Source organism: Agromyces sp. P2_B3 (assembly GCF_056404815.1).
The window spans coordinates 22,981-43,220 of the sequence record NZ_JBFUDH010000018.1 but is presented as its reverse complement, the minus strand read 5'-3'; the positions used below and the strand labels follow the sequence as shown (position 1 = coordinate 43,220).

Here is a 20,240-nt window from a genome sequence, read left to right as displayed (position 1 = left end):
ACGGTCCTCAGGATGACGGAACGGGCGCTGCGATGAGTTCGCGCGCCCGTTCCGCGCATTCGTCGGTCGTGCGTGACGCCGCCGCGGCGCGGGCGGCAGCGAGGCGCTCGGGGGCGACGCGGGCCTCGACGGCGCCGATGACGCGGGTGCGGCTCGGACCGGGGGCGTCCTGGCGGCCCGACAGGCGCTCGCCGAGGGCGATGAGCTCGACTCCCCGCTCCTCCCCGCCCGGCTGATGGAGCATCCAGGTTCCGAGGCCGACGGCGATCGTGCCCAGCACCGGCTTGTCGGTGTAGCCGCCGCGCGCGCGGTACGACGCGATCGTGCGGAAGCGCAGCCGGTCGGCCCAGCCCCGCACCTCGTCGGCCGGCCAGCCGTCGAGGGCGCCGCGCGCCGCGAAGCCGGCGAGCACGATGAAGTACCACGGCGAGCCACGGCGTCGCCCGTCGTGGAACGCGTCGATCGCGCGGCGGGCGAGCCGCAGCGACTCGGCCTCGCGCCCCTCGAGGTGGGCGATCTCCGAGAGCCCCACGTCGGCAATGGTGGACACCGCCATGCCGTCGGCCATCACCCGGTCGTCGTCGGCCATCGCCTCGAAGAGCGGACGCGCCTCGTCGATCCGTCCGGCGGCGAGCAGGGCACCCGCGATCATCCAGTCCAGCTGGATCAGGTCCTGCTCAGCGCCCAGCGACTCGAGCCCGGTGCGGGCGCGACGCGCACGCCGGAGGGTCTCGAGCGGCCGGTTCGACTGGCTCGCGAGCTCCGCGAGCATCATCGACGAGATCGCCTCGATCCAGACGTCGCCCGTGCGGCGTGCGAGTTCGGACGCTCGCAGCGCGTGGCGTTCCGCCGCCACCGGATCGCCCTCGTTCTCGGTGAGCTGGCTCAGCATGATGGAGCCGAGCGCCGCGCTGTCGGGGTCGTCCGACGCGGCCATCGCCTCGAGCCGCGCGAGGGACTCGGCCTGGTCGGGCATCCCGAGCAGGAAGCCGCCGGCAGCCTCCAGCCACGGCGGCATCGGATGCCGCTCCTCAGCGAGTCGCTTCATGCGCGCCGCGCCACGCGCGCCGGTCATGCTGCCCGTGGCGAGGTGCGTGGCGGTGATCAGGGAGAGGGCGAGCATGGTCGCCGGGGCGAGTTCGGGAGCCGGGTGCCCGTCGCTCGTGCTGTCGAGCACGGCTGCGCCGAAGGCGAGGATCTCGGAGTGCGCGCTGCGGACCGTCCACCGGTACGCGAGCGCCGCGAACACGGGGAGGACGACCTCGCCACGACGTGCCGCGATCGCCCGGCGCAGCACCCCCACGAGGTTGTCCTGCTCGAGGTCGAGCTCGCGGAACGCCGTGATCTGGTCGGGTCCTCGCACCTCGTCGAGTGCGCGGAGCGAGAGGCGCACCGCCCAGGTGTCCATCGCCGCGAGGGCATCGGCCTCAGCGCCGGCCTCGGCGAGCTTCAGCTGTCCGAACTCGCGCACCGTCTCGAGCATCCGGTAGCGCGGCGCGGCCGCGCCCGGGGCGTGCGAGACGGCGAGCAGCGACTGGGTGATGAGCCCGTCCAGGAGCCAGACGGCGTCGGCAGCACCGGTGAGCGCGCCCGCGGCATCGAGCCCGAACCCGTCGGGGAACCAGGAGAGCCGGCACATCGCCCGGCGTTCGTCGGCGCTCAGCAGCGCCCAGCTCCAGTCGATCACGGCCCGGAGCGTGCGCTGGCGCTCGGGCGACGTGCGGTCGCCTCCGGCGAGCAATGCGAAGCGGTTCTCGAGGCGCGACTCGATCTGCTCGACGGTCATCGACCGCACGCGGGCTGCCGCGAGCTCGATGGCGAGCGGCAGCCCGTCGAGGCGCGTGCACAGTCGGGCGATGACCTCGAGGGGGAGGTCGACGCCGGGGCGCGCGGCCGTGGCCCGCTCGACGAAGAGCTCGACGGCCGGGCCGGCGGCATCCGACGCGAGGGGCTCGAGCGGATAGACCTGTTCCGCGCCGATCGTGAGCGGGCTGCGACTCGTCGCGATGATCCGAAGGCTCGGGAGCGACGCGAGCAGGTCGGCGGCCCACCGCGCCGCGCCGTCGATGACGTGCTCGCAGTTGTCGAGCACGAGGAGTGCCGGGCCCTCCTCGAGGCGGGCGAGGATGCGATCGCGCACGTCGAGCGCGCCCTCGGCGATGCGGCGATTGCTGGACGCCTCGCGGACGCCGAGCGTCGACGCCAGGGCGAGCACCACGTCGTCGTCGGTGCGCACGCTCGCGAGTTCGACGACCACGACGAGCGGCACCCTCGCCCGGCCGGCGACCTCCTGTGCGAGTCGGGTCTTGCCGAGTCCTCCGGCGCCGAGCACGGTCACCAGCCGGTGTCGTTGCAGGAGTCGCTCGATCGCCGCGACGTCGTCGTCTCGCCCGAGGAGGGGGTTCGACCCGGCCCGGACGCCGATGCGGGTCGTCGATCGCCGAGGCGCGTCGCCGTCGTCACGCAGCAGGAGCGCGTTGAGCTCGACGAGCTCGGCCGATGGCGAGACGCCGAGCTCGTCGGCGAGCCGCTCGCGGAACGCGCCGTACTCCGCGATCGCGTCGACGCGGTGACCGGATGCCGCGAGCGCGCGGAGCCGGGCCGCGACGAGGGTCTCGTCGGCCGGCGATGCGGCGACGAGCACCGCCAGGTCGTCGGCCGAGCCCGCGAGGTCGCCGGCGGCCGCGCGCGCCGCGGCGCGCGATCCCAACAGTCGGAGGCGAAGGGCGGAGGCGCGCTCGGCGAGCGTCTCGGCGATGGGGGAGTCGCCGAGGTCGAGGGCGGGTTCGCCGCGCCAGAGGGCGAGCGCCTCGTCGAGGCGAGCGGTGGCAGCAGTCGGATCCTCGTTCGCGTCGGAGACGCCTCCTGCCGGACTGGTCGGGTCGGATGCGGATGCGGATGCCGCGCCGAGGTCGAGCTCGTCGGCATCGACGCCGAGCGCGTATCCGCCCGGGTGCGAGAGGACGAGTCCCTCGGCGGCGACGGCACGCAGCCGGCTCACGAGGGTCTGCAGTGCGGCCTTGGCGTTGCGGGGCGGGGACTCGCCCCACAACTCGTCGACGATCGTGTCGACCCCGACGATGCCGCCGATCTCACGCGGCGCCACGGCGAGGGCGGCGACGAGCGCCTTCGCCAGCGTGCCGGGAGGTTCGACGAGTGCCCCGGAGCGGTCCTCGACCACGACCGGACCGAGCACGCCGACGCGCGGTCGGCGGGATCGGTCAGGCTGCACGCGCACGAGCCTACCCGCGCCCAGGTGGCCGATGCGCGGTTCGGGACCGTCGGAGGTGCCGTCGACCACGGAGGAGATACGCAACATGGGTTGACAATACCAGCTGAGCAACCTAGGTTGCTCATATGACCCCTCGAACTCCGGAACCGATCGGCGCCGAAGCCGACGACCTCGCCGCCGTCGTGGCGCTGCGCGAGCTCGCCGACCGGCTCGAGGACGCCGCCGTCGAGCGGGCCATGCGCTCGGGCTGGAGCTGGACGCAGGTCGCCGAGGCGCTCGGCGTCACCCGGCAGGCCGTGCACAAGAAGCATCACCGGCGACTCGATGCCGCCGGCATCGAACTGAGGAGACGCAATGCGTGACGTACCCGGCCCGGTCGACGGCGCGATGGACGTGGGCCTCAAGCAGGTGGTCCTGCGCACGATCGACGAAGCCGCCCGGCGCGGCGCGGCGAACGTCGAGGCGGAGCACCTGCTGCTCGTGATCTCGGCCGGCGACGACGTCGCGGCCAGGACGCTCGCCGAGTTCGGCCTCGATCATGCCGCCGTGGAGGCTGCACTCGACGCCGAGCGTTCCCGCGCCCTCGAGGTCGCGGGCGTCGCCCCCATCGCCGAGGATCGACTGCGCTCCACGCGGCGGACCCGACCGGGCTGGGGTGCTTCCCTGCGCGATGCCCTGCGTCGTGCCGACTTCCGCACGAATCGCGCACGCGGCCGCACGCGCGAGGAGCGCGAGCAGCTCGCGATCGCCGCGGCCCTGCGGGGCGTGCTCCTGGCCGATCTCGGGACCGTGCCGCGGGCGCTCGCCTACGCCGGCGTCGACCGGCGCGCGCTCATCGCACGCCTCGAGCGCGGATGAGCGTCGGTCATCGCATCGCCGCGCCCATGCGAGCCATCCACTGGTCGGGATTGGGCACCGGCCCGAAGCCGTACCGCTCGTAGAGGCCGTGCGCGTCCGCCGTCGTGAGGGCGATGCGCTTCAGGTCGAGCGGTGCGAGTTCCGCCATGACGCCGTCGATGAGCGCGATCCCGATCCCGCGCCCACGAGCCTCCACGGCGACGAACACGTCGCAGAGCCAGGCGAACGTCACGCCGTCGGTGATCACGCGCGCGTACGCGAGCTGCGACCCGGTGCGGGTGTCGTAGATGCCGTAGTTCCGGGAGGCCGCCATCGCGGCGTCGTGCGCCTCGCGGCTGCGTCCGGCGGCCCAGTACGACTCCTCCGCGAGCCACGCGTGCACCCGATCGCGGTCGAGGCGAGCGGGATCCGACGAGAATTCGATGTCCAGCGGCATCCCTCGATCGAATCGCCGTGACCGAAGCCGGTCAAGAGGCCGATCCGGCATCGGTGGACTGGTCGGTCGGGGTCAGCGCACCGTCTTGCGGGCCGTGATCTGCCCGGTGTCGAAGCCGAGCAGGTGCAGGCCGCCGTGGAAGCGGGCGTGCTCCACCTTGATGCAGCGGTCCATGACGACGGTGAGCCCCTGCTCCTCGCCGTAGTACGCCGCATCCTGGTTCCAGATGCCGAGCTGCACCCAGATCGTCTTCGCGCCGGCGGCGACGACCTCGTCGACGACCTGCGGGATGTCGCTGCCACGGCGGAACACCACGACGATGTCGGGCACCTCGGGCAGGTCGGTCAGGCTCGCGTACGCAGGCTCGCCGAGGATCTCGGTGGCGTTCGGGTTCACGAAGTACAGGCGGAAGTCGCTCGACTGCTGCAGGTAGGTGCCGACGAAGTAGCTCGATCGCGCCGGGTTCGGCGACGCGCCCACGATCGCGACCGACTTGGCCGCGTTGAGGATCTTCAGGCGCTGCTTCGCGTCGGGCCCGATCCACGTGCGCTGCGACTTGAGCAGCTTCGCGAGCGGCGAGCCGGCCGGCAGGTCGCATGAGAGGCCGTTGACGAGGCGCACGGTCTCGAGGTCGGCGGATGCCGCGGCATCCGCGTCGGACGGAAGGGTCGTGGTCGTGGCATCCGTCGCCGTGCTCATCGTGCTCCTCCTGTCGCGGCCGTCAGGGCCTGGTCGAGATCGTCGATGATGTCTTCAACGTCTTCGATGCCCACGCTAATCCTCACGACCCCCGGCAGCACCCCCGCGTCGACGAGCTGCTGCTCGGTGAGCTGGGCGTGCGTGGTCGACGCCGGGTGGATGATGAGCGTCTTCGCATCGCCGATGTTCGCGAGGTGGGAGGCGAGGTTCACCGACTCGATGAGCTGCTGGCCGACGGCGCGGCCGCCCTTCACCTCGAAGCTGAACACGGAGCCCGGGCCCTTGGGCAGGTACTTCTGCGCGCGGTCGTGGTGTGGGTGGTTCGGCAGGCCCGCCCACCAGACGCGCTCGATGCGCGGGTCGGCCTCGAGCCACTCGGCGACGGCGCGGGCGTTGTCGACGTGCGCCTGGATGCGGTACGGCAGCGTCTCCACGCCCTGGGCGAGGAGGAACGCCGAGTGCGGTGCGAGCGCCGGGCCGATGTCGCGCAGCTGCTCGGCGCGCAGGCGCGTGAGGAACGCGTACTCACCGAAGTTGCCCGACCACTGCAGGCCCCCGTAGCTCGGCACCGGCTGCCCGAAGAGCGGGAACTTCTCGGAGTGCCAGTCGAACCGGCCCGACTCGACGACCACGCCGCCGAGCGTCGTGCCGTGCCCGCCGAGGAACTTCGTCGCCGAGTGCGTGACGATGTCGGCGCCCCACTCGATGGGGCGGTTGAGGTAGGGCGTCGGGATCGTCGAGTCGACGATGAACGGGATGCCGTGCGCGTGGGCGACGTCGGCCAGGCCCTCGAGGTCGGCGATCTCGCCCGAGGGGTTCGCGATCGTCTCGACGAAGAGCGCTTTCGTCTGCTCGGTGATCGCCGCGGCGTAGTCGGCGGGGTCGGCGGAGCGCACGAACGTGGTCTCGACCCCGAACCGGCGCAGCGTGACGTCCAGCTGCGTGATCGAGCCGCCGTAGAGGTTCGCCGACGCGACGATGTGGTCGCCGGCGCCCGCGAGGCTCGCGAACACGATGTACTGGGCGCTCAGGCCCGACGCGGTGGCGACGGCGCCGAGGCCGCCCTCGAGGCTGGCGACGCGCTCCTCGAAGCTCGCCACGGTGGGGTTCGCGAGCCGCGAGTAGATGTTGCCGTACTTCTGCAGGGCGAACCGGGCGGCGGCATCCGCGGTGTCGTCGAAGACGAAGGCGCTCGACTGGTAGATCGGCAGCGCGCGGGCTCCCGTCACCTGGTCGGGGATGTTGCCCGCATGGATGGCGCGGGTCTTGAAGCCGAATTCGCGGTCTGCCATGCGTTCACGCTACTGCGGGCCGCCGCGGCATCCGCTCGCTGCCGTAATGCGGGGCAACGGATGCCGCGGGGTCCCGCCGGCGCCGAGGTCGATGCTGCTCAGCCGAGCACCTCGTCGGTGGTCACGACCCGGGCGAAGCCGCCGCCGGCGAGGTTCACCACCGTCGCGCGCGCGAGCTCGGACGCCGTGAGGCGCACGCCGCCCGGCCCCTCGAGGTCGAACGTGTGCGTCGCATCGATCGGCAGCACCACGTCATAACCGAGGTTGCCGCCCATGCGCGCCGTGGTCTCGACGCACATGTTCGTCTGGATCCCGGTGATCACGAGCTGGCGGATGCCGCGGTCCTGCAGCCACGCGTGCAGGTCGGGATCGCCGTAGAACGCCGAGTTCACCTGCTTGGTCACGAACAGGTCGTGCGGGGCATCCGCCACGACGTCCTTCAGCGCGTTGCCGGGCGTGCCGCGGCCGAGCGGCGAGCCGGGCGAGGCCGAGTCGTGCCGCACGAGCACGATCGGCCGCGAGGCGTCCGCCCACGCGGCGACCAGGCGCCCGATGTTCGCCTCGGCGCCGGGGTTGTCGCGCTCGCCCCAGGAGGGGTCGTCGAACCCCTGCTGCACGTCGATCACGATGAGGGCGGCGGTGTCGTCGAAGTCCATGCCCTCATGATGCCTCGCCGGCGGTCCGCGGTTCGGGCTGGGGGCTGCCAATCCCCAGCCGACGCCTGCCAGCCGGTCGGATGCCGCGGCGGGGCCGCTAGCGTGGAGCCGGTGATCCTCGAACACGCCATCCTGCCCGTGACGCCCGGCCGCGAGGCCGACTTCGAAGCCGCGCTCGCCGCGGCGACCCCGATCATCGCCGGGATGCCCGGCTTCGTCGACCTGCGGGTGTCGCGCTCGATCGAGACGCCGAACGAGTACCTGCTGCTCGTGCACTGGCAGAGCGTCGAGGCGCACGCCGTCGGGTTCCGCGGCTCGCCCGAGTACACGCGCTGGCGCGAGCTGCTGCACGGGTTCTACGACCCGTTCCCGGTGGTCGAGCACTTCGCCGAGGTGCTCGCGCTGCCGTGAGTGCGGGCTGAGCCGATCGGAAGCCGCGGGCGCGCCGCCGCGGCATCCGCTGCCCATGCACTGCACAGGGGCGGTTGCTAGCCTGTCTGCCAGGTCGCCCGACGGTGGCCCCGGACGAGGGAATCCAGTACCCGGAACGCGACAAGACTGGCCATGGGAGTGAACCGTCATGGCGTGGGTCGTGCTGATCGTGTCCGGAATCCTCGAGGCCGTCTGGGCTACCGCACTCGGGAAGTCCGAGGGCTTCACGAAGCTCTGGCCGTCGCTCGTGTTCTTCGGCGCGCTCGCCCTCTCGATGGGCGGCCTGGCGTGGGCGATGCGCGACATCTCGACGGGCACGGCGTATGCGGTGTGGGTCGGCATCGGTGCGGCGCTCACCGTCGCCTGGGCGATGATCACGGGCGACACGGATGTCTCGTGGGCGAAGCTCGCGCTCATGGCGGGCCTCGTCGGCTGCGTGGTGGGGCTGAAGCTCGTCGACGGCGCGCATTAGCCGCCGCGCCGCGCCCGCACGATCGAGTGGATGCCGAACCTGCGTTCTGTCGTCAGTACGTGCGGGTTTGGCATCCGCTCCTCACGCTTGTGGGACTGAGTGTCAAGAATTGTTGACATCGTGTCGTCAGAGCTTTACATTGGGCGCGTAAAGAATTCTTGACATTGGAGCGTGAGCCGTATGGAGCGACGAAGTCGGCGCGAGCACGAGTCGTCGGTGTCGTACGAGGAGAAGGGCACCTGGGTCTACCTCGTCGTCGCCGTCGTCGGCAGCACGGTGTACCTCTCGCTGGTGCTGCCCGCGCTCCGGAGCGGAACCCCCGTCGACGAGATCGACTACGTGCCGGCGATGCTGTGGGTGATCGGCGGCGCGATCGTGGCGTCGATCGTCGGGCGGGTCCTCGTCGAGGTCTTCTCGCCGAGCGAGAGCACTCGGGGCGACATCCGCGACAAGGAGATCGACCGCCTCGGCGAGCGCGTCGGCAGCTCGTTCGTCATCATCGGCGCCCTCGGTGCGCTCGTGCTCGCGATGCTCGACGCCGACGGGTTCTGGATCGCGAACACCGTCTACTTCTGCTTCGTGCTCTCGGCGATCCTCTCGAGCATCACCAAGATCGTCGCCTACCGCCGGGGCGTGCCGACGTGGTGAAGCCCACGAGGGTCACGAACGACATCCGTGCGCTGCGGTTCCGCGCCGACGAGATGACGCAGGCCGAGCTCGCACGGCGACTCGGCGTGACCCGCCAGACCGTCATCGCCATCGAGCAGGGCCGGTACTCGCCGTCGCTCGAGATGGCGTTCCAGATCGCCGGGGTGTTCGGGGTCCCGCTCGACGACGTCTTCCAGTACCCCGACGAGCAGGGAGCAGGATCATGAGGGTCGCCGAATATACGCAGTACGGACCGCCGGAGGTCGTGGGCATCGCCGAGCGGCCCGAGCCACACGCAGTAGGCGGCGAGGTTCGCGTGCGGGTGCACGCGGCCTGCGTGGGCGCGGCCGACGCCGCGGCACGGTCGGGCTCGCCCTGGTTCGCCCGACTGGCCTTCGGGCTTCGCGCACCGCGGCGGTCCGTGCTCGGCTCGGACTTCGCCGGCATCGTCGACGAGGTCGGGCCGGGCGTCGCGCGCTTCGCCGTCGGCGACCGGGTGTTCGGTGCCACCGGTGCGAGCGTGGGCGCGCACGGCGAGCTCGTCGTCATCGCCGCATCGGGTGCGATCGCGCCGCTGCCCGCAGCGGTCTCGATGACGGATGCCGCGGCGGCCTGTGACGGCGCCCTCACCGCCCTGCCGTTCCTCCGTGACGGCGCACACCTCCGGCCCGGGCAGCGCGTGCTCGTGATCGGGGCGTCGGGGAGCGTGGGGGCCGCGGCCGTGCAGCTCGCGAAGCACCTCGGAGCCCACGTCACCGCGGTCTGCGGGCCGGCGCACGTCGACCTCGTCGCGTCCCTCGGCGCGGATCGCGTCGTCGATCGCAGCAGGGAGGACGCGCTCACCGGGCCGGAGACGTACGACGTCGTGTTCGACGCCGTGGCCGCCTCGACGTTCCGGCGCGCACGACGTGCGCTGCGGCCCGGAGCAAGCTACCTCACCACGGTGCCCTCCTTCGCGATCCTGGTCCAGCAGCTCACCTCCCGGCTCGGCCGGCGGCGTGCCGTCATCCTCTTCACCGGCCTCCGGAAGGACGCCGACAAGGCGCCCGACCTCGGGCAGCTCGCGGCCCTGCTGGCGGCCGGAGCGCTCCGCCCGCCGATCGAGCGCGAGGTGGCCCTCGAGCAGGTCGCCGAGGGGTACCGACTCGTCGACTCCGGCCACAAGGGCGGCAGCGTGGTGCTCCGGCTCGTGCCGGCCGGCGCCGAGGCGCGCGCATGAGGGCCGTCGTGCGCTCCCGGTACGGCGGGCCCGAGGTGCTCGCGCTCGCCGAGGTCGACGCCCCGAGCCCGGAAGCGGACGAGGTGCTCATCCGCGTCGAGGCGGTCGCCGTGAGCATGGGCGACGTGCTCGTGCTGCACGGCGAGCCGCGCGTGGGCCGCCTCGCGTTCGGGCTCGGGCGCCCGAAGCATCCGGTGATCGGGCGGGATGTCGCGGGCGTCGTCGAGGCCGTCGGCCCGGGGGTCACCCGGGTCCGGGTCGGCGACGCGGTGTTCGCCGAGGCCGACCAGGGCGGTTTCGCCGAGCTCGTGGCGGTGCCCGAGCGGTTCGTGGCGCGGCGCCCGGCCTCGGTCGACGCCGTGCACGCCGCCGCCATGGTGGTGTCGGGCACCACCGCGCTGCAGGCGATGCGGCTCGCGGGCGTCACGCCGGGACAGCACGTGCTCGTGAACGGCGCGTCGGGCGGCGTCGGCGGCTTCGCGGTGCAGCTCGCGAAGGCGATGGGCGCCGAGGTCACCGGGGTCTGCCGGGGGTCAAAGGCCGAGCACGTGCTCGCCCTCGGCGCCGACCGGGTCGTCGACTACGAGTCCGACGACTTCACGGCGAGCGAGGGCCGCTACGACGTGATCCTCGACCTCGTCGCCGACCACCCGCTCGGACGCACGCGACGGGCGCTGCGACGCGGCGGCACGCTCGTGCTCTCGTCGGGGCGGGGCGGCCGAGTACTCGGTCCGATCGGGCGCATCGCCGCGGCATCCGTCACCTCGCCGTTCGTGCCCCAGCGGCTGCGCACGCTCGCCGCACGCCGCAGCGGCGACGACCTCGCCGAGCTCGCCCGCCGGGTCGACGCGGGCGAGGTGCGACCGGTCGTCGATGCGGTGTTCCCGCTCGACCGCGCCGCCGAGGCCGTCGCCCGGTTGGAGTCGGGGCAGGTGCGGGGCAAGGTCGTGATCGCGATCTGAGCCCTGCGGTGCCGCCGCGCAGTCAGCCGAGCAGGACCGCGCCGTAGGCGAGCGCCGCCACGAGCACCCACGACGTGAGGCCCACGACGAGTGCGCGCCATCCGGTGTGCACGAGCTCGGCGAGTCGGATGGAGGCGCCGAGCGCGAACAGGGCCGTCGCCAGCAGGGCGGTCTGCACCACGTCGGCGCTCGCGAGCAGCCAGTCGGGGAGGGGAACGAAGGAGTTCACCAGCACCGCCGCGAGGAAGCCGGCGATGAAGAGGGGAACGATCGCCGGTGGCCGGCCCAGGGGCTGGATCGCCCGCCGGCGCTCGACCGCCGCGGTGATCGCGACCATGGGGGCGAGCATGAGCACGCGGGTGAGCTTCACCACCACGGCCACCGCGAGCGCCGCGGGTCCGGCGAGCTGCGCGGTCGCGACGACCTGGCCGACGTCGTGCACGCCGGCACCCACCCAGTGCCCGAACCCTGTGGTCGAGAGGCCGAGCGGATGCCACAGCGCAGGCAGCACGGCGATGGCGAGCGTGCCGCACAGCGTGACGAGGGCGACCGGCACGGCCTGCTCCTCGTCCTTCGCGCGCATCGTGGCGGCCATGGCGCCGATGGCGGACGCCCCGCAGATCGAGAACCCGCTCGCGACGAGCACGGGCTGGTGCCCGGGCAGGCCCAGTGCGCGCCCGAGGCCGATCGTGCCGACGAAGGTCACCAGCACGACGCCCACGGTCGTGGCGATGGTGATCCAGCCGAGGCCGGCGATGTCGACGAGGCTGAGCTTCAGTCCGAGCAGCACGATGCCGAGGCGCAGCAGCCGGCGCGCGGCGACGCGGAGGCCGGGTGCGAGCGTGCCGCCGAGGGCCGGCTGCAGCCCGGGCACCTGGCCGACGATGATGCCGAGCGCGACGGCGACCGTGAGGATCGGCACCGCGGGCACGGCCAGGTGCACGAGCCACGCCACGAGGGCCGCGGATGCCGCGACGGCGAGTCCCGGCATCCGCTCGCGCATCGCCCCGCCGGCCGTCGGCCCCGCGGGGCTCACGTGGCCCAGCTCGGCGCCCAGAAGTGCAGCTGCCGGAACTCGGGCGTGACCGGGACCGCGGTCCAGATCGGGTAGTAGAACGCCGAGACGAGCACGACGAACCCGAGGAAGATCGCCACCGTGGCGATGCCGCGTTCCCGTCGCCATCGCACGTCGTCGCGGCGGCCCAGGATGAGGGCGATCACCGCCGTCAGGGCCAGCATCGTGTAGGGCTGGAAGGCGATCGAGTAGAACTGGAACACCGTGCGGTCGAGGTACATGAGCCAGGGGAGGTACCCTGCGGCCAGGCCGAGCAGGATCGCCCCCACCTGCCACTCGCGGTACCGCACGAGCCGGTACACGAGGTAGAAGCACGCGAGCGCCGCGGCCCACCAGATGAGCGGGTTGCCGATCCCGATGATCGACGACCAGCAGGTGTCGGCGCCGCATCCGCCCGAGCCGTCCTTCGTGTCGGCGAAGTACATGTTCGTGGGCTTGAACATGAACAGCCACGTGAGCGGGCTCGACTGCGAGGGATGGTCGGCGTGGACGCCGAGGTGGTAGGTGTACGCGGACTGGTGGTAGTGCCACAGGCTCTGGAACACCGGCGGCACCCACGAGAAGAAGCCGGTCGCGCGGTTCTGGAGGTCGTCGGCCCAGTGCCGGTAGTAGCCGCCGTCGGTGACGAGCCAGCCCGTCCAGGAGGCGAGGTAGACGATCGCCGCGACGGGCACGTAGAGGAGGAACGTCACCGGTCCCTGCTTGAGCACGGCGCCGGTCAGCCAGAACGGCACCCCTGCGCGCCGTCGGGCGAGCGCGTCGACGATGACGAGGTAGACGCCGAACGCGGCGAGGAACCAGAGGCCCGACCACTTCACGGCGCAGGTCGCACCGAACGCGGCACCCGCGGCGAACACCCACGGTCGTGCCCAGATCGCCGGACCGTAGTGCGGATCACGGCCGTCGGCCCGCGCGAGCTCGAGCCGGCGCTCCAGCTCCTGCTTCGACCGGTCGCGATCGATGAGCACGAACCAGAAGCCGAGGAGTGCGAAGAGCATCACCCAGTTGTCGAGCAGGGCCACCCGGGACATCACGATGGCGTTGCCGTCGACCGCGAAGAGGAACGCCGCGATCACGGCGACGATCGTCGACGGCCACAGCCGCCGCGCGACGAGCGCGAGCACGAACACCGCGACGGTGCCGGCGAGCGCGGTGCTCGCGCGCCACCAGAACGCGCTGTCGGCGCCGAACGCGGCCATGCCGAGCGCGATCATCCACTTGCCGAGCGGCGGGTGCACGACGTAGTTGGGCTCGTCGAGGAAGATGTCGGTGTCGCCGCGCGCGAAGTCCTCGTCGGCCCCCTCGGGCCACGTCGACTCGTACCCGTGGTGCAGCAGCGTCCACGCGTCCTTCACGTAGTACGTCTCGTCGAAGATGATCGCCTGCGGATGGCCGAGGTTCCAGAATCGCAGCACCGCGGCGAGGAGGGTCACCACCAGCGGGCCGCCCCAGTACCAGAGCTGCTGCCGCCGCGGCGTGGAGAGCATGCGTCCCCACCAGGCGTCGAGCCGGGTGCCGCGCGCCTCGACGAACGGCTCGTCGTCGGGGTGTTCGGGTTCGTCGGCCGTCACGGCGTCGTCGGATGCCGCGTCGCCGGGCTCGCGCGCCTGTGAAGCGCGCGCGTCCGCGGCGCCGGTCTCAACACCCATGCGCCCCAGAGTAATCGCGCGCGACCGCCGGCGATGACGGTGGCGGGCGGTAGCGTCGGCAGCGCCGAACGCCGAGGAGGAATCGACGAGATGACCACGATCGAGCTCACGCGGTTCCGGGTGCGTCCCGACCGCGAATCCGCGCTCCTCGCCGCGCGGCCGGGCATGCTCGCCGACTTCGCCGCCGACCGTGAGGGCTTCCTCGAGGCGCGCCTCGTCCGCCTGCCCGGCGACGAGTGGCTCGACGTCGTCACCTGGCGGGCGCCCGAGCACCTCGCCGCGTCGCGGGCGAAGGGAGCGAACCTCCCGGGCGTCGCCGCCTTCTTCGCGGCGATCGACGCCCTCGTCGCCGCCGAGGAGGGTACGCTCGCCGACGAGGGCACGCTCGCCGACGAGGGCACGCTCGCCGACGAGGCGTGAGCGCATCGCGCCGCCCGCGCACGTCGCCGTGCGAGACACTGGGGGCATGATCATCCTCGCGGCGACGCCCATCGGCAACCTCGGCGACGCCTCGGCGCGGCTCAAGGACGCCCTCGAGCGGGCCACGGTCGTGGCGTCCGAGGACACGCGGGTCACCCAGCGCCTGCTCGCGGGGCTCGCCATCGCCAACCGGCCCCGCCTCATCGCGCTGCACGAGCACAACGAGCGGCAGAAGGCGGCCGAGCTGGTCGAGCTCGCCCGCGACGCCGACCTGCTCGTGCTGAGCGACGCGGGCATGCCGACCGTGTCCGACCCGGGATTCCCGCTCGTGGCCGCCGCCGCGGCCGCGGGCGTCGAGGTCACGGCGATCCCGGGCCCGTCGGCGGTGGTGACCGCGCTCGCCGTGTCGGGCCTGCCCACCGACCGGTTCGCGTTCGAGGGCTTCCTGCCGCGCAAGGCCGGCGATCGGTCGCGACGTCTCGCCGAGCTGGCGGGCGACCGGCGCACGCTCGTCTTCTTCGAGGGGCCGTCGCGGCTCGCCGCGAGCCTCGAGGCGCTCGCCGAGGCGTTCGGCGCCGGCCGGCCGGCCGCGGTCTGCCGGGAGCTCACCAAGCTCCACGAGGAGGTCCGCCGCGGCGGCCTCGCGGAGCTCGCCGAGTGGGCGGCGCAGGGCGTCCGGGGCGAGATCTGCATCGTGGTCGGGGGAGCGGCCGAGCAGCAGGCGGATGCCGCGACGGCCCTCGACCGGGTGCTCGGGCTCGCGGCATCCGGAACCCGACTGAAGGACGCGGTCGCGCTCGTCGCCGCCGAGAGCGGCCTCGGCAAGCGCGACCTGTACGAGGCCGCGCTCGCGGCGCGCAGCACTCGCTGAGCGGGCGGCGGGCGGCGGCGGAACATTTCCACCGCTGCCCCCCGAAGTGGGGGAGAATAGGGCCACCGCACAACGGTGGAGGTGCGACATGGCGCACGAGGTCAGGTTCTCCGATCACGGCGGCCCCGAGGTGCTCGAGGTCGTCGAGGTGCCCGTTCCCGAGCCGGGCGAGGGCGAGGTGCTCGTCGAGGTGTTCGCGGCCGGGCTGAACCCCGTCGAGAGCGCGATCCGGCGCGGCGACCATCCCGAGCGATGGCCCGTGCGACTGCCCGCGCGACAGGGCCGCGACCTCGCCGGCGTCGTCATCGCGACCGGCCCCGACGCGTCACGTTTCACGCGCGGCGACGAGGTCATGGGGTTCGTCGACCACGGCGCCCAGGCCTCGCACGTGGTCGTTCCCGAGGCGAACCTGCTGCCGCGTCCGCCGGCGCTCTCGTGGGAGGTCGCCGGTTCGCTCTACACGGCGGGCACGACCGCGTGGACCGCCGTCGAGGGCCTCGGCCTGACGCCGAACGACACCGTCGTCGTGACCGCCGCGGCCGGGGGCGTCGGATGCCTCGCGGCGCAGTTCGCGCGCATGCGCGGCGCAACCGTGATCGGCACGAGCATCGAGACCCGCTTCGACTTCCTGCGCCAGTTCGGCGTGCTGCCGACCGGCTACGGGCCGGGCCTCGCCGAACGCGTTCGCGCACTCACCACGCATCCCGTCACGGCCTTCCTCGACTTCCTCGGCGGCGAGGCCGCCGCCGCGCGCGCGCTCGGCGTCCCGCCGTCGCGCGTGCTGACGGTGCTCGACTGGGACGCCGTCGACGACCACAGCGCGGTGCGCGCCTCAGCCGGCGACGTGGTGGCGCTCGGCCGGGTCGCGGCGCTGGCGGCCGCCCGACGCATCCGGCTGCCCATCGCCGACGTGTTCCCGCTCGACGCCGTCGCCGACGCCTACCGTGCGCTCGACAAGCGGGAGGCGCCCGGCAAGATCGTGCTCGGCCTGCGCGTCGTCGCCTATCCCGGCCAGCACGTGAAGGAGCCCGACCTCAAGGAGCAGGACGTCACCCTCGGTGTCGCGACGCCGCATCGGCACATGGAGGTGGAGGAGGCCGTGCCGCCCGCCATCGGCGATGGCAGCGTGCGTCGACGGCACCGGGAGGAGCGCACCGGCAGGCGATGACGCGGCGGCGCTGACGCGTGCGCCCGGCGCGTAACCCGGCGGCAGCGGCATCCGCTCGCCCATAGGATTGAGCGCATGGCCGACGCCTCCTCGTTCTATATCACCACGCCCATTTTCTACGTGAACGACGTGCCCCACATCGGGCACGCCTACACGGAGGTGGCCGCCGACGTGCTCGCGCGCTGGCACCGCCAGGCGGGTGAGGACACCTGGTCGCTGACCGGCACCGACGAGCACGGCCAGAAGATCCTGCGCACCGCGACCGCCAACGGCGTGACGCCGCAGGAGTGGGCCGACAAGCTCGTCGCCGACGCGTGGAAGCCGCTGCTCGAGACCATCGACATCGCCAACGACGACTTCATCCGCACCACCGAGGAGCGGCACGAGGTCAACGTGCAGAAGTTCCTGCAGAAGCTCTACGACGACGGCCACATCTACACCGGCGAGTACGAGGGCTACTACTGCGTCGGCTGCGAGGAGTACAAGCAGCAGTCGGAGCTGGTGGCGGGCACGGGAGAGTACGAGGGCCAGCTGGTCTGCGCCATCCACTCGAAGCCCGTCGAACTGCTGCACGAGAAGAACTACTTCTTCCGCATGTCCGCGTTCGCCGACCGGCTCCTCGCCCTCTATGACGAGCGTCCCGACTTCGTCCAGCCCGAGTCGGCGCGCAACGAGGTCGTCTCGTTCGTGAAGCAGGGGCTCGCCGACCTGTCGATCTCACGGTCGACGTTCGACTGGGGCGTCAAGGTGCCGTGGGACGAGTCGCACGTGGTCTATGTGTGGTTCGACGCCCTGCTCAACTACATCACCGCGGTCGGCTACGGCCAGGACGACGCCGAGTTCTCGCGCCGCTGGCCCGCGCAGCACATCGTCGGCAAGGACATCCTCCGGTTCCACGCGGTGATCTGGCCTGCGATGCTCATGGCTGCCGGGCTCGACGTGCCGCGCGGCGTCTTCGGCCACGGGTGGCTGCTCGTCGGCGGCGAGAAGATGTCGAAGTCCAAGCTCACCGGCATCGCCCCCGAGCAGATCACCGAGACGTTCGGCTCCGACGCGTTCCGGTTCTACTTCCTCTCGGCCATCTCGTTCGGCCAGGACGGATCGTTCTCGTGGGAGGACCTCGCGGCGCGTTACCAGGCCGAGCTCGCCAACGGCTTCGGCAACCTCGCGTCGCGCGTCATCGCGATGATCAACCGGTACTGCGACGGCGTCGTGCCGCAGGCGTCCGAGCTCTCGGCCGCCGACCACGAGATCGCCGCGATCGAGCAGCGGGCGACGGATGCCGCGTGGTCGGCCATCGAGCGCCTCGCGATCCACGACTCGATCTCGGCCACGTGGGAGCTCGTCGACGCCCTGAACGGCTACCTCACGGTGGAGGAGCCCTGGACCCTCGCGAAGGACCCGCACCAGCGCGCGCGCCTCGAGACGGTGCTCGCCACGGCCTATCACGGCCTCGGCACGCTCGCCGTCCTGCTCTCGCCGGTGCTGCCCGAGGCGACCGCGAAGCTGTGGACGGCGCTCGGCGCCCCCGGCACCGTCCAGCAGCAGCGCGTCGACCGCGCCCACGAGTGGGCCGTCGGCGAGAAGGTGGCGCCGCTCGAGGCGCTGTTCCCGCGCATCGAGGTCTCGGAGTGAGGGCGGGAGCCGCCGCGTGACGGACGCCTCGCCTTCGGGCGCGTCGCCGTCGCCGTCGCCCTCGCCCGAGCACCTGCGCACGCGGTCCGACGGCGGGCGCGCCGTGGAGTACCCGCCGCCGCCCGAGCCTCTGGCCGTGGGCGTGTACGACAACCACACGCACCTCGAGATCGCCGACGGCGCGCTGCCGCTCGAGGTGCACGAGCACCTCGAGCGCGCGGCATCCGTCGGCGTCGTCGGCGCCGTGCAGGTGGGCACGGATGTCGCGACCTCCCGCTGGTCGGCCGACGTGGCCGAGCGCGAGCCGCGGCTCCTCGCCGCGGTGGCCCTTCACCCGAACGAGGCGCCCGAGCTCGAGGCATCCGGAACCCTCGACGACGCCCTCGCCGTCATCGACGAGCTCGCCGCCCGCCCGCGCGTGCGCGCGATCGGCGAGACCGGGCTCGACTTCTTCCGCACCGGCGACGACGGCAGGGGCGCCCAGTTCCGCTCGTTCGAGGCGCACATCGACATCGCGAAGCGGCACGGGCTCGCCCTCCAGATCCACGACCGCGACGCGCACGACGACGTGGTCGAGACGCTCCGCCGCGTGGGCGCCCCCGAGCGCACGGTGTTCCACTGCTTCTCCGGGGGCGAGGAGCTCGCCCGGCTCGCGGCATCCGAGGGCTGGTACCTGTCATTCGCCGGCAACGTGACGTTCAAGAACGCCGAGAACCTGCGCGAGGCGCTGCGCGTCGCCCCGCGCGACCGCATCCTCGTCGAGACGGATGCCCCGTACCTCACGCCCGTGCCGCTGCGCGGACGCCCGAACGCGCCCTACCTCGTGCCGCACACCGTGCGGTTCGTGGCCGAGGTGCTCGGCGACGACCTCGACGAGTTGTGCGCGCGGATCGCGTCGAACACGGTGGCCGTGTACGGCCCGTGGCATGATGAGGCCGTGCGGGAGTCGACGGCGTGAACGCGCACCGGCATGAGGCCGATGGCGGTGGCGACCCCACGCCGCGCCTGCTGGGCCCCTCCGAGATCCGCGATCTCGCCGAACTGCTCGACGTCACCCCGACGAAGAAGCTCGGGCAGAACTTCGTGCACGACGCCAACACGGTGCGGCGGATCGTGCTGACGGCCGGCGTGCAACGCGGCGAGACCGTGCTCGAGATCGGCCCCGGACTCGGATCGCTGACGCTCGGGCTGCTCGAGGCCGGGGCATCCGTGATCGCCGTCGAGATCGACGGCCGCCTCGCCGAGCAGCTGCCGCACACGGTGCGGATCATGCAGCCGGGCACGTCGCTCACCGTGGTGCACGCCGACGCGCTGCGTGTCACCGAGCTGCCCGGCGACCCCGTGCGGCTCGTCGCCAACCTGCCCTACAACGTGTCGGTGCCCGTGCTGCTGCACCTGCTCGAGCACATCCCGTCGCTGCAGTCGGGCATCGTCATGGTGCAGGCTGAGGTCGGACACCGGCTCGCCGCCGAGCCCGGCTCGAAGGTCTACGGATCGCCGAGCGCCAAGGCCGCCTGGTGGGGGCGCTGGCGGCTCGCCGGCCAGGTGTCGCGCATGGTGTTCTGGCCCGTGCCCAACGTCGACTCGGTGCTCGTCGGCTTCGCCCGCGGCGAGCAGCCCGGCACCGGGGAGGAACGCAAGGCGACGTTCGCGCTCGTCGACGCGGCGTTCCAGCAGCGCCGCAAGATGCTGCGCCAGTCCCTGTCGAGCGTGCTCGGCGGCTCCTCGTCGTCGGCCAGCGAGACGCTCGAACGCGCCGGCGTCGATCCACAGTCGCGCGGCGAGCAGCTGCGGGTCGAGGACTTCCTGGCGATCGCACGGGCCGCGGCCGCGCCGGTCGAAGCCTAGGCGGCCGATCCCGCCGCCCGCCGCGCGCGTCGCGCCGCTCGCGGTCACGCCACTGCCGCGCGCGGCGCCTTCCGCGGCCCCGTCGGTGCGCACTACCGTTGAGGCATGGGCACGCCCGTGGGGAGCAACGTCGAGGGGGTCGGCGACGACGCGGTGCGTCGAGCGACGGGCAGGGATCGCGACGAGTGGTTCGCCCTCCTCGACGAGGCCGGCGCCGTGGCGTGGGGCCACCGGGAGATCGCGGAGTGGCTCGTCGGCGAGCAGAACGTCGACCCGTGGTGGGCGCAGAGCCTCACGGTCGCGTACGAACAGGCCCGCGGCATCCGGCGCCCCGGCCAGCGGCAGGACGGCACCTTCGAGGCGAGCGTGACCCGCACCGTCGACCTCGGCACCGAGGCGGCGCTGCGCGCGCTCGCGGCGATCGTCACGCTGCAGCTCGACGTCGACCCGCTCGCGCTCAACCTCACCGCGAAGCATCCGACGGCCCGGTTCCCGCTCGGCGGCGGCGAGTTCGTGCTCGCCTCGGCGAGCCCGGTCGACGACGGTCGCTCGTCGATCGGCCTCACCTGGGGCCGCATGCCCGACGGGTCGCGACTGGCCGAGGTGAAGGCGCGCATGCGCGAGTGGCTGCAGGCGGTCGGATGACCCGGGCCGCCGCCGAGCCGTGG

22 protein-coding genes and 1 riboswitch are annotated in these 20,240 nt (G+C 72.7%); of the genes, 15 read left to right on the top strand and 7 right to left on the bottom strand.

The annotated features are described in order from the left end of the window. Positions 1-7: 7 nt before the first annotated feature. Entirely contained in the window at positions 8-3,319 is a 3,312-nt protein-coding gene (locus tag AC1DZA_RS17855; RefSeq protein ID WP_476773757.1) for an ATP-binding protein, read from the bottom strand. A 38-nt stretch (positions 3,320-3,357) separates the two neighbouring features. Here AC1DZA_RS17855 and AC1DZA_RS17850 point away from each other — a divergent pair, with 38 nt between their 5' ends. Continuing rightward, a complete protein-coding gene (locus AC1DZA_RS17850; RefSeq protein ID WP_309980098.1) occupies positions 3,358-3,594 on the top strand; it encodes a helix-turn-helix domain-containing protein in 237 nt (78 codons plus the stop codon). Beyond that, positions 3,587-4,090, top strand: coding sequence for a hypothetical protein (locus tag AC1DZA_RS17845; RefSeq protein ID WP_476773756.1), 504 nt, complete (start codon positions 3,587-3,589; stop codon positions 4,088-4,090). The genes AC1DZA_RS17850 and AC1DZA_RS17845 overlap by 8 nt, the downstream gene beginning before the upstream one ends. A 7-nt stretch (positions 4,091-4,097) precedes the next feature. Here AC1DZA_RS17845 and AC1DZA_RS17840 read toward each other — a convergent pair whose 3' ends face one another. The 4 genes from AC1DZA_RS17840 to AC1DZA_RS17825 all read right to left on the bottom strand — a co-directional run bounded on the left by AC1DZA_RS17840 (position 4,098) and on the right by AC1DZA_RS17825 (position 7,173). Continuing rightward, the gene (locus AC1DZA_RS17840) at positions 4,098-4,526 is read right to left on the bottom strand and encodes a GNAT family N-acetyltransferase (protein ID WP_476773755.1); all 429 of its coding nucleotides are present in this window, start codon (positions 4,524-4,526) and stop codon (positions 4,098-4,100) included. A 72-nt stretch (positions 4,527-4,598) separates the two neighbouring features. Continuing rightward, positions 4,599-5,225 carry a CoA-binding protein gene (locus AC1DZA_RS17835; protein ID WP_476762940.1) on the bottom strand — a complete coding sequence of 209 codons (627 nt, stop codon included), beginning with the start codon at positions 5,223-5,225 and terminating at the stop codon, positions 4,599-4,601. Next, positions 5,222-6,517 (bottom strand): O-acetylhomoserine aminocarboxypropyltransferase/cysteine synthase family protein, encoded by a 1,296-nt coding sequence (locus AC1DZA_RS17830; protein WP_476773754.1) that lies wholly within the window; start codon positions 6,515-6,517, stop codon positions 5,222-5,224. Before AC1DZA_RS17830 ends, AC1DZA_RS17835 begins: the two co-directional genes overlap by 4 nt. Before the next feature lie 98 nt (positions 6,518-6,615). Then, positions 6,616-7,173 (bottom strand): cysteine hydrolase family protein, encoded by a 558-nt coding sequence (locus tag AC1DZA_RS17825; protein WP_476773753.1) that lies wholly within the window; start codon positions 7,171-7,173, stop codon positions 6,616-6,618. A gap of 111 nt (positions 7,174-7,284) precedes the next feature. Here AC1DZA_RS17825 and AC1DZA_RS17820 point away from each other — a divergent pair, with 111 nt between their 5' ends. The 6 genes from AC1DZA_RS17820 (at position 7,285) to AC1DZA_RS17795 (ending at position 10,906) form a co-directional block, all read left to right on the top strand. After that, positions 7,285-7,584 (top strand): antibiotic biosynthesis monooxygenase family protein, encoded by a 300-nt coding sequence (locus AC1DZA_RS17820; protein WP_476773752.1) that lies wholly within the window; start codon positions 7,285-7,287, stop codon positions 7,582-7,584. A gap of 89 nt (positions 7,585-7,673) precedes the next feature. Continuing rightward, positions 7,674-7,740: riboswitch (guanidine-III (ykkC-III) riboswitch) on the top strand. 13 nt (positions 7,741-7,753) lie between these two features. After that, complete coding sequence (locus tag AC1DZA_RS17815) at positions 7,754-8,077, top strand: DMT family transporter (protein ID WP_476773751.1); 324 nt, start codon at positions 7,754-7,756, stop codon at positions 8,075-8,077. A 180-nt stretch (positions 8,078-8,257) separates the two neighbouring features. Beyond that, positions 8,258-8,725 (top strand): hypothetical protein, encoded by a 468-nt coding sequence (locus tag AC1DZA_RS17810; RefSeq protein ID WP_476773750.1) that lies wholly within the window; start codon positions 8,258-8,260, stop codon positions 8,723-8,725. Beyond that, on the top strand, positions 8,719-8,952 hold the full coding sequence (locus AC1DZA_RS17805) for a helix-turn-helix transcriptional regulator (RefSeq protein WP_309980084.1): 234 nt from the start codon (positions 8,719-8,721) through the stop codon (positions 8,950-8,952). Before AC1DZA_RS17810 ends, AC1DZA_RS17805 begins: the two co-directional genes overlap by 7 nt. Beyond that, positions 8,949-9,944 carry an NAD(P)-dependent alcohol dehydrogenase gene (locus AC1DZA_RS17800; RefSeq protein WP_476773749.1) on the top strand — a complete coding sequence of 332 codons (996 nt, stop codon included), beginning with the start codon at positions 8,949-8,951 and terminating at the stop codon, positions 9,942-9,944. The genes AC1DZA_RS17805 and AC1DZA_RS17800 overlap by 4 nt, the downstream gene beginning before the upstream one ends. Beyond that, complete coding sequence (locus AC1DZA_RS17795) at positions 9,941-10,906, top strand: NAD(P)-dependent alcohol dehydrogenase (RefSeq protein ID WP_476773748.1); 966 nt, start codon at positions 9,941-9,943, stop codon at positions 10,904-10,906. The genes AC1DZA_RS17800 and AC1DZA_RS17795 overlap by 4 nt, the downstream gene beginning before the upstream one ends. Positions 10,907-10,928: 22 nt before the next feature. On the opposite strand, the gene AC1DZA_RS17790 is transcribed toward AC1DZA_RS17795, so the two are convergent. Further along, on the bottom strand, positions 10,929-11,909 hold the full coding sequence (locus tag AC1DZA_RS17790; RefSeq protein ID WP_476773771.1) for a YeiH family protein: 981 nt from the start codon (positions 11,907-11,909) through the stop codon (positions 10,929-10,931). A gap of 29 nt (positions 11,910-11,938) precedes the next feature. After that, positions 11,939-13,630 carry a dolichyl-phosphate-mannose--protein mannosyltransferase gene (locus tag AC1DZA_RS17785; RefSeq protein ID WP_476773747.1) on the bottom strand — a complete coding sequence of 564 codons (1,692 nt, stop codon included), beginning with the start codon at positions 13,628-13,630 and terminating at the stop codon, positions 11,939-11,941. 90 nt (positions 13,631-13,720) lie between these two features. Between AC1DZA_RS17785 and AC1DZA_RS17780 the strand changes: the two genes are divergently transcribed. The 7 genes from AC1DZA_RS17780 (at position 13,721) to AC1DZA_RS17750 (ending at position 20,217) form a co-directional block, all read left to right on the top strand. Continuing rightward, positions 13,721-14,050, top strand: a complete 330-nt coding sequence (locus AC1DZA_RS17780; RefSeq protein WP_476773746.1) for a hypothetical protein — start codon at positions 13,721-13,723, stop codon at positions 14,048-14,050. Positions 14,051-14,096: 46 nt separating this feature from the next. After that, complete coding sequence (gene rsmI / locus AC1DZA_RS17775) at positions 14,097-14,921, top strand: 16S rRNA (cytidine(1402)-2'-O)-methyltransferase (RefSeq protein ID WP_476763318.1); 825 nt, start codon at positions 14,097-14,099, stop codon at positions 14,919-14,921. Between the two features lie 88 nt (positions 14,922-15,009). After that, positions 15,010-16,089 carry an NADP-dependent oxidoreductase gene (locus tag AC1DZA_RS17770; protein WP_476773745.1) on the top strand — a complete coding sequence of 360 codons (1,080 nt, stop codon included), beginning with the start codon at positions 15,010-15,012 and terminating at the stop codon, positions 16,087-16,089. A gap of 75 nt (positions 16,090-16,164) precedes the next feature. Next, complete coding sequence (gene metG / locus AC1DZA_RS17765; protein WP_476773744.1) at positions 16,165-17,724, top strand: methionine--tRNA ligase; 1,560 nt, start codon at positions 16,165-16,167, stop codon at positions 17,722-17,724. A gap of 73 nt (positions 17,725-17,797) precedes the next feature. Further along, complete coding sequence (locus tag AC1DZA_RS17760; RefSeq protein WP_476773770.1) at positions 17,798-18,682, top strand: TatD family hydrolase; 885 nt, start codon at positions 17,798-17,800, stop codon at positions 18,680-18,682. Beyond that, on the top strand, positions 18,679-19,572 hold the full coding sequence (gene rsmA / locus AC1DZA_RS17755; protein ID WP_476773743.1) for a 16S rRNA (adenine(1518)-N(6)/adenine(1519)-N(6))-dimethyltransferase RsmA: 894 nt from the start codon (positions 18,679-18,681) through the stop codon (positions 19,570-19,572). Before AC1DZA_RS17760 ends, rsmA begins: the two co-directional genes overlap by 4 nt. A 105-nt stretch (positions 19,573-19,677) precedes the next feature. After that, positions 19,678-20,217 (top strand): hypothetical protein, encoded by a 540-nt coding sequence (locus tag AC1DZA_RS17750; protein ID WP_476773742.1) that lies wholly within the window; start codon positions 19,678-19,680, stop codon positions 20,215-20,217. Positions 20,218-20,240: the final 23 nt, after the last annotated feature.

Bases quoted from the DNA above. Each gene is read 5' to 3' on its own strand.
- AC1DZA_RS17855 (WP_476773757.1), bottom strand. From the start codon at position 3,319: ATGTTGCGTATCTCCTCCGTGGTCGACGGCACCTCCGACGGTCCCGAA.
- AC1DZA_RS17850 (WP_309980098.1), top strand. From the start codon at position 3,358: ATGACCCCTCGAACTCCGGAACCGATCGGCGCCGAAGCCGACGACCTC.
- AC1DZA_RS17845 (WP_476773756.1), top strand. From the start codon at position 3,587: ATGCGTGACGTACCCGGCCCGGTCGACGGCGCGATGGACGTGGGCCTC.
- AC1DZA_RS17840 (WP_476773755.1), bottom strand. From the start codon at position 4,526: ATGCCGCTGGACATCGAATTCTCGTCGGATCCCGCTCGCCTCGACCGC.
- AC1DZA_RS17835 (WP_476762940.1), bottom strand. From the start codon at position 5,225: ATGAGCACGGCGACGGATGCCACGACCACGACCCTTCCGTCCGACGCG.
- AC1DZA_RS17830 (WP_476773754.1), bottom strand. From the start codon at position 6,517: ATGGCAGACCGCGAATTCGGCTTCAAGACCCGCGCCATCCATGCGGGC.
- AC1DZA_RS17825 (WP_476773753.1), bottom strand. From the start codon at position 7,173: ATGGACTTCGACGACACCGCCGCCCTCATCGTGATCGACGTGCAGCAG.
- AC1DZA_RS17815 (WP_476773751.1), top strand. From the start codon at position 7,754: ATGGCGTGGGTCGTGCTGATCGTGTCCGGAATCCTCGAGGCCGTCTGG.
- AC1DZA_RS17810 (WP_476773750.1), top strand. From the start codon at position 8,258: ATGGAGCGACGAAGTCGGCGCGAGCACGAGTCGTCGGTGTCGTACGAG.
- AC1DZA_RS17800 (WP_476773749.1), top strand. From the start codon at position 8,949: ATGAGGGTCGCCGAATATACGCAGTACGGACCGCCGGAGGTCGTGGGC.
- AC1DZA_RS17795 (WP_476773748.1), top strand. From the start codon at position 9,941: ATGAGGGCCGTCGTGCGCTCCCGGTACGGCGGGCCCGAGGTGCTCGCG.
- AC1DZA_RS17790 (WP_476773771.1), bottom strand. From the start codon at position 11,909: ATGCGCGAGCGGATGCCGGGACTCGCCGTCGCGGCATCCGCGGCCCTC.
- AC1DZA_RS17785 (WP_476773747.1), bottom strand. From the start codon at position 13,630: ATGGGTGTTGAGACCGGCGCCGCGGACGCGCGCGCTTCACAGGCGCGC.
- AC1DZA_RS17780 (WP_476773746.1), top strand. From the start codon at position 13,721: ATGACCACGATCGAGCTCACGCGGTTCCGGGTGCGTCCCGACCGCGAA.
- rsmI (WP_476763318.1), top strand. From the start codon at position 14,097: ATGATCATCCTCGCGGCGACGCCCATCGGCAACCTCGGCGACGCCTCG.
- AC1DZA_RS17770 (WP_476773745.1), top strand. From the start codon at position 15,010: ATGGCGCACGAGGTCAGGTTCTCCGATCACGGCGGCCCCGAGGTGCTC.
- metG (WP_476773744.1), top strand. From the start codon at position 16,165: ATGGCCGACGCCTCCTCGTTCTATATCACCACGCCCATTTTCTACGTG.
- AC1DZA_RS17750 (WP_476773742.1), top strand. From the start codon at position 19,678: ATGGGCACGCCCGTGGGGAGCAACGTCGAGGGGGTCGGCGACGACGCG.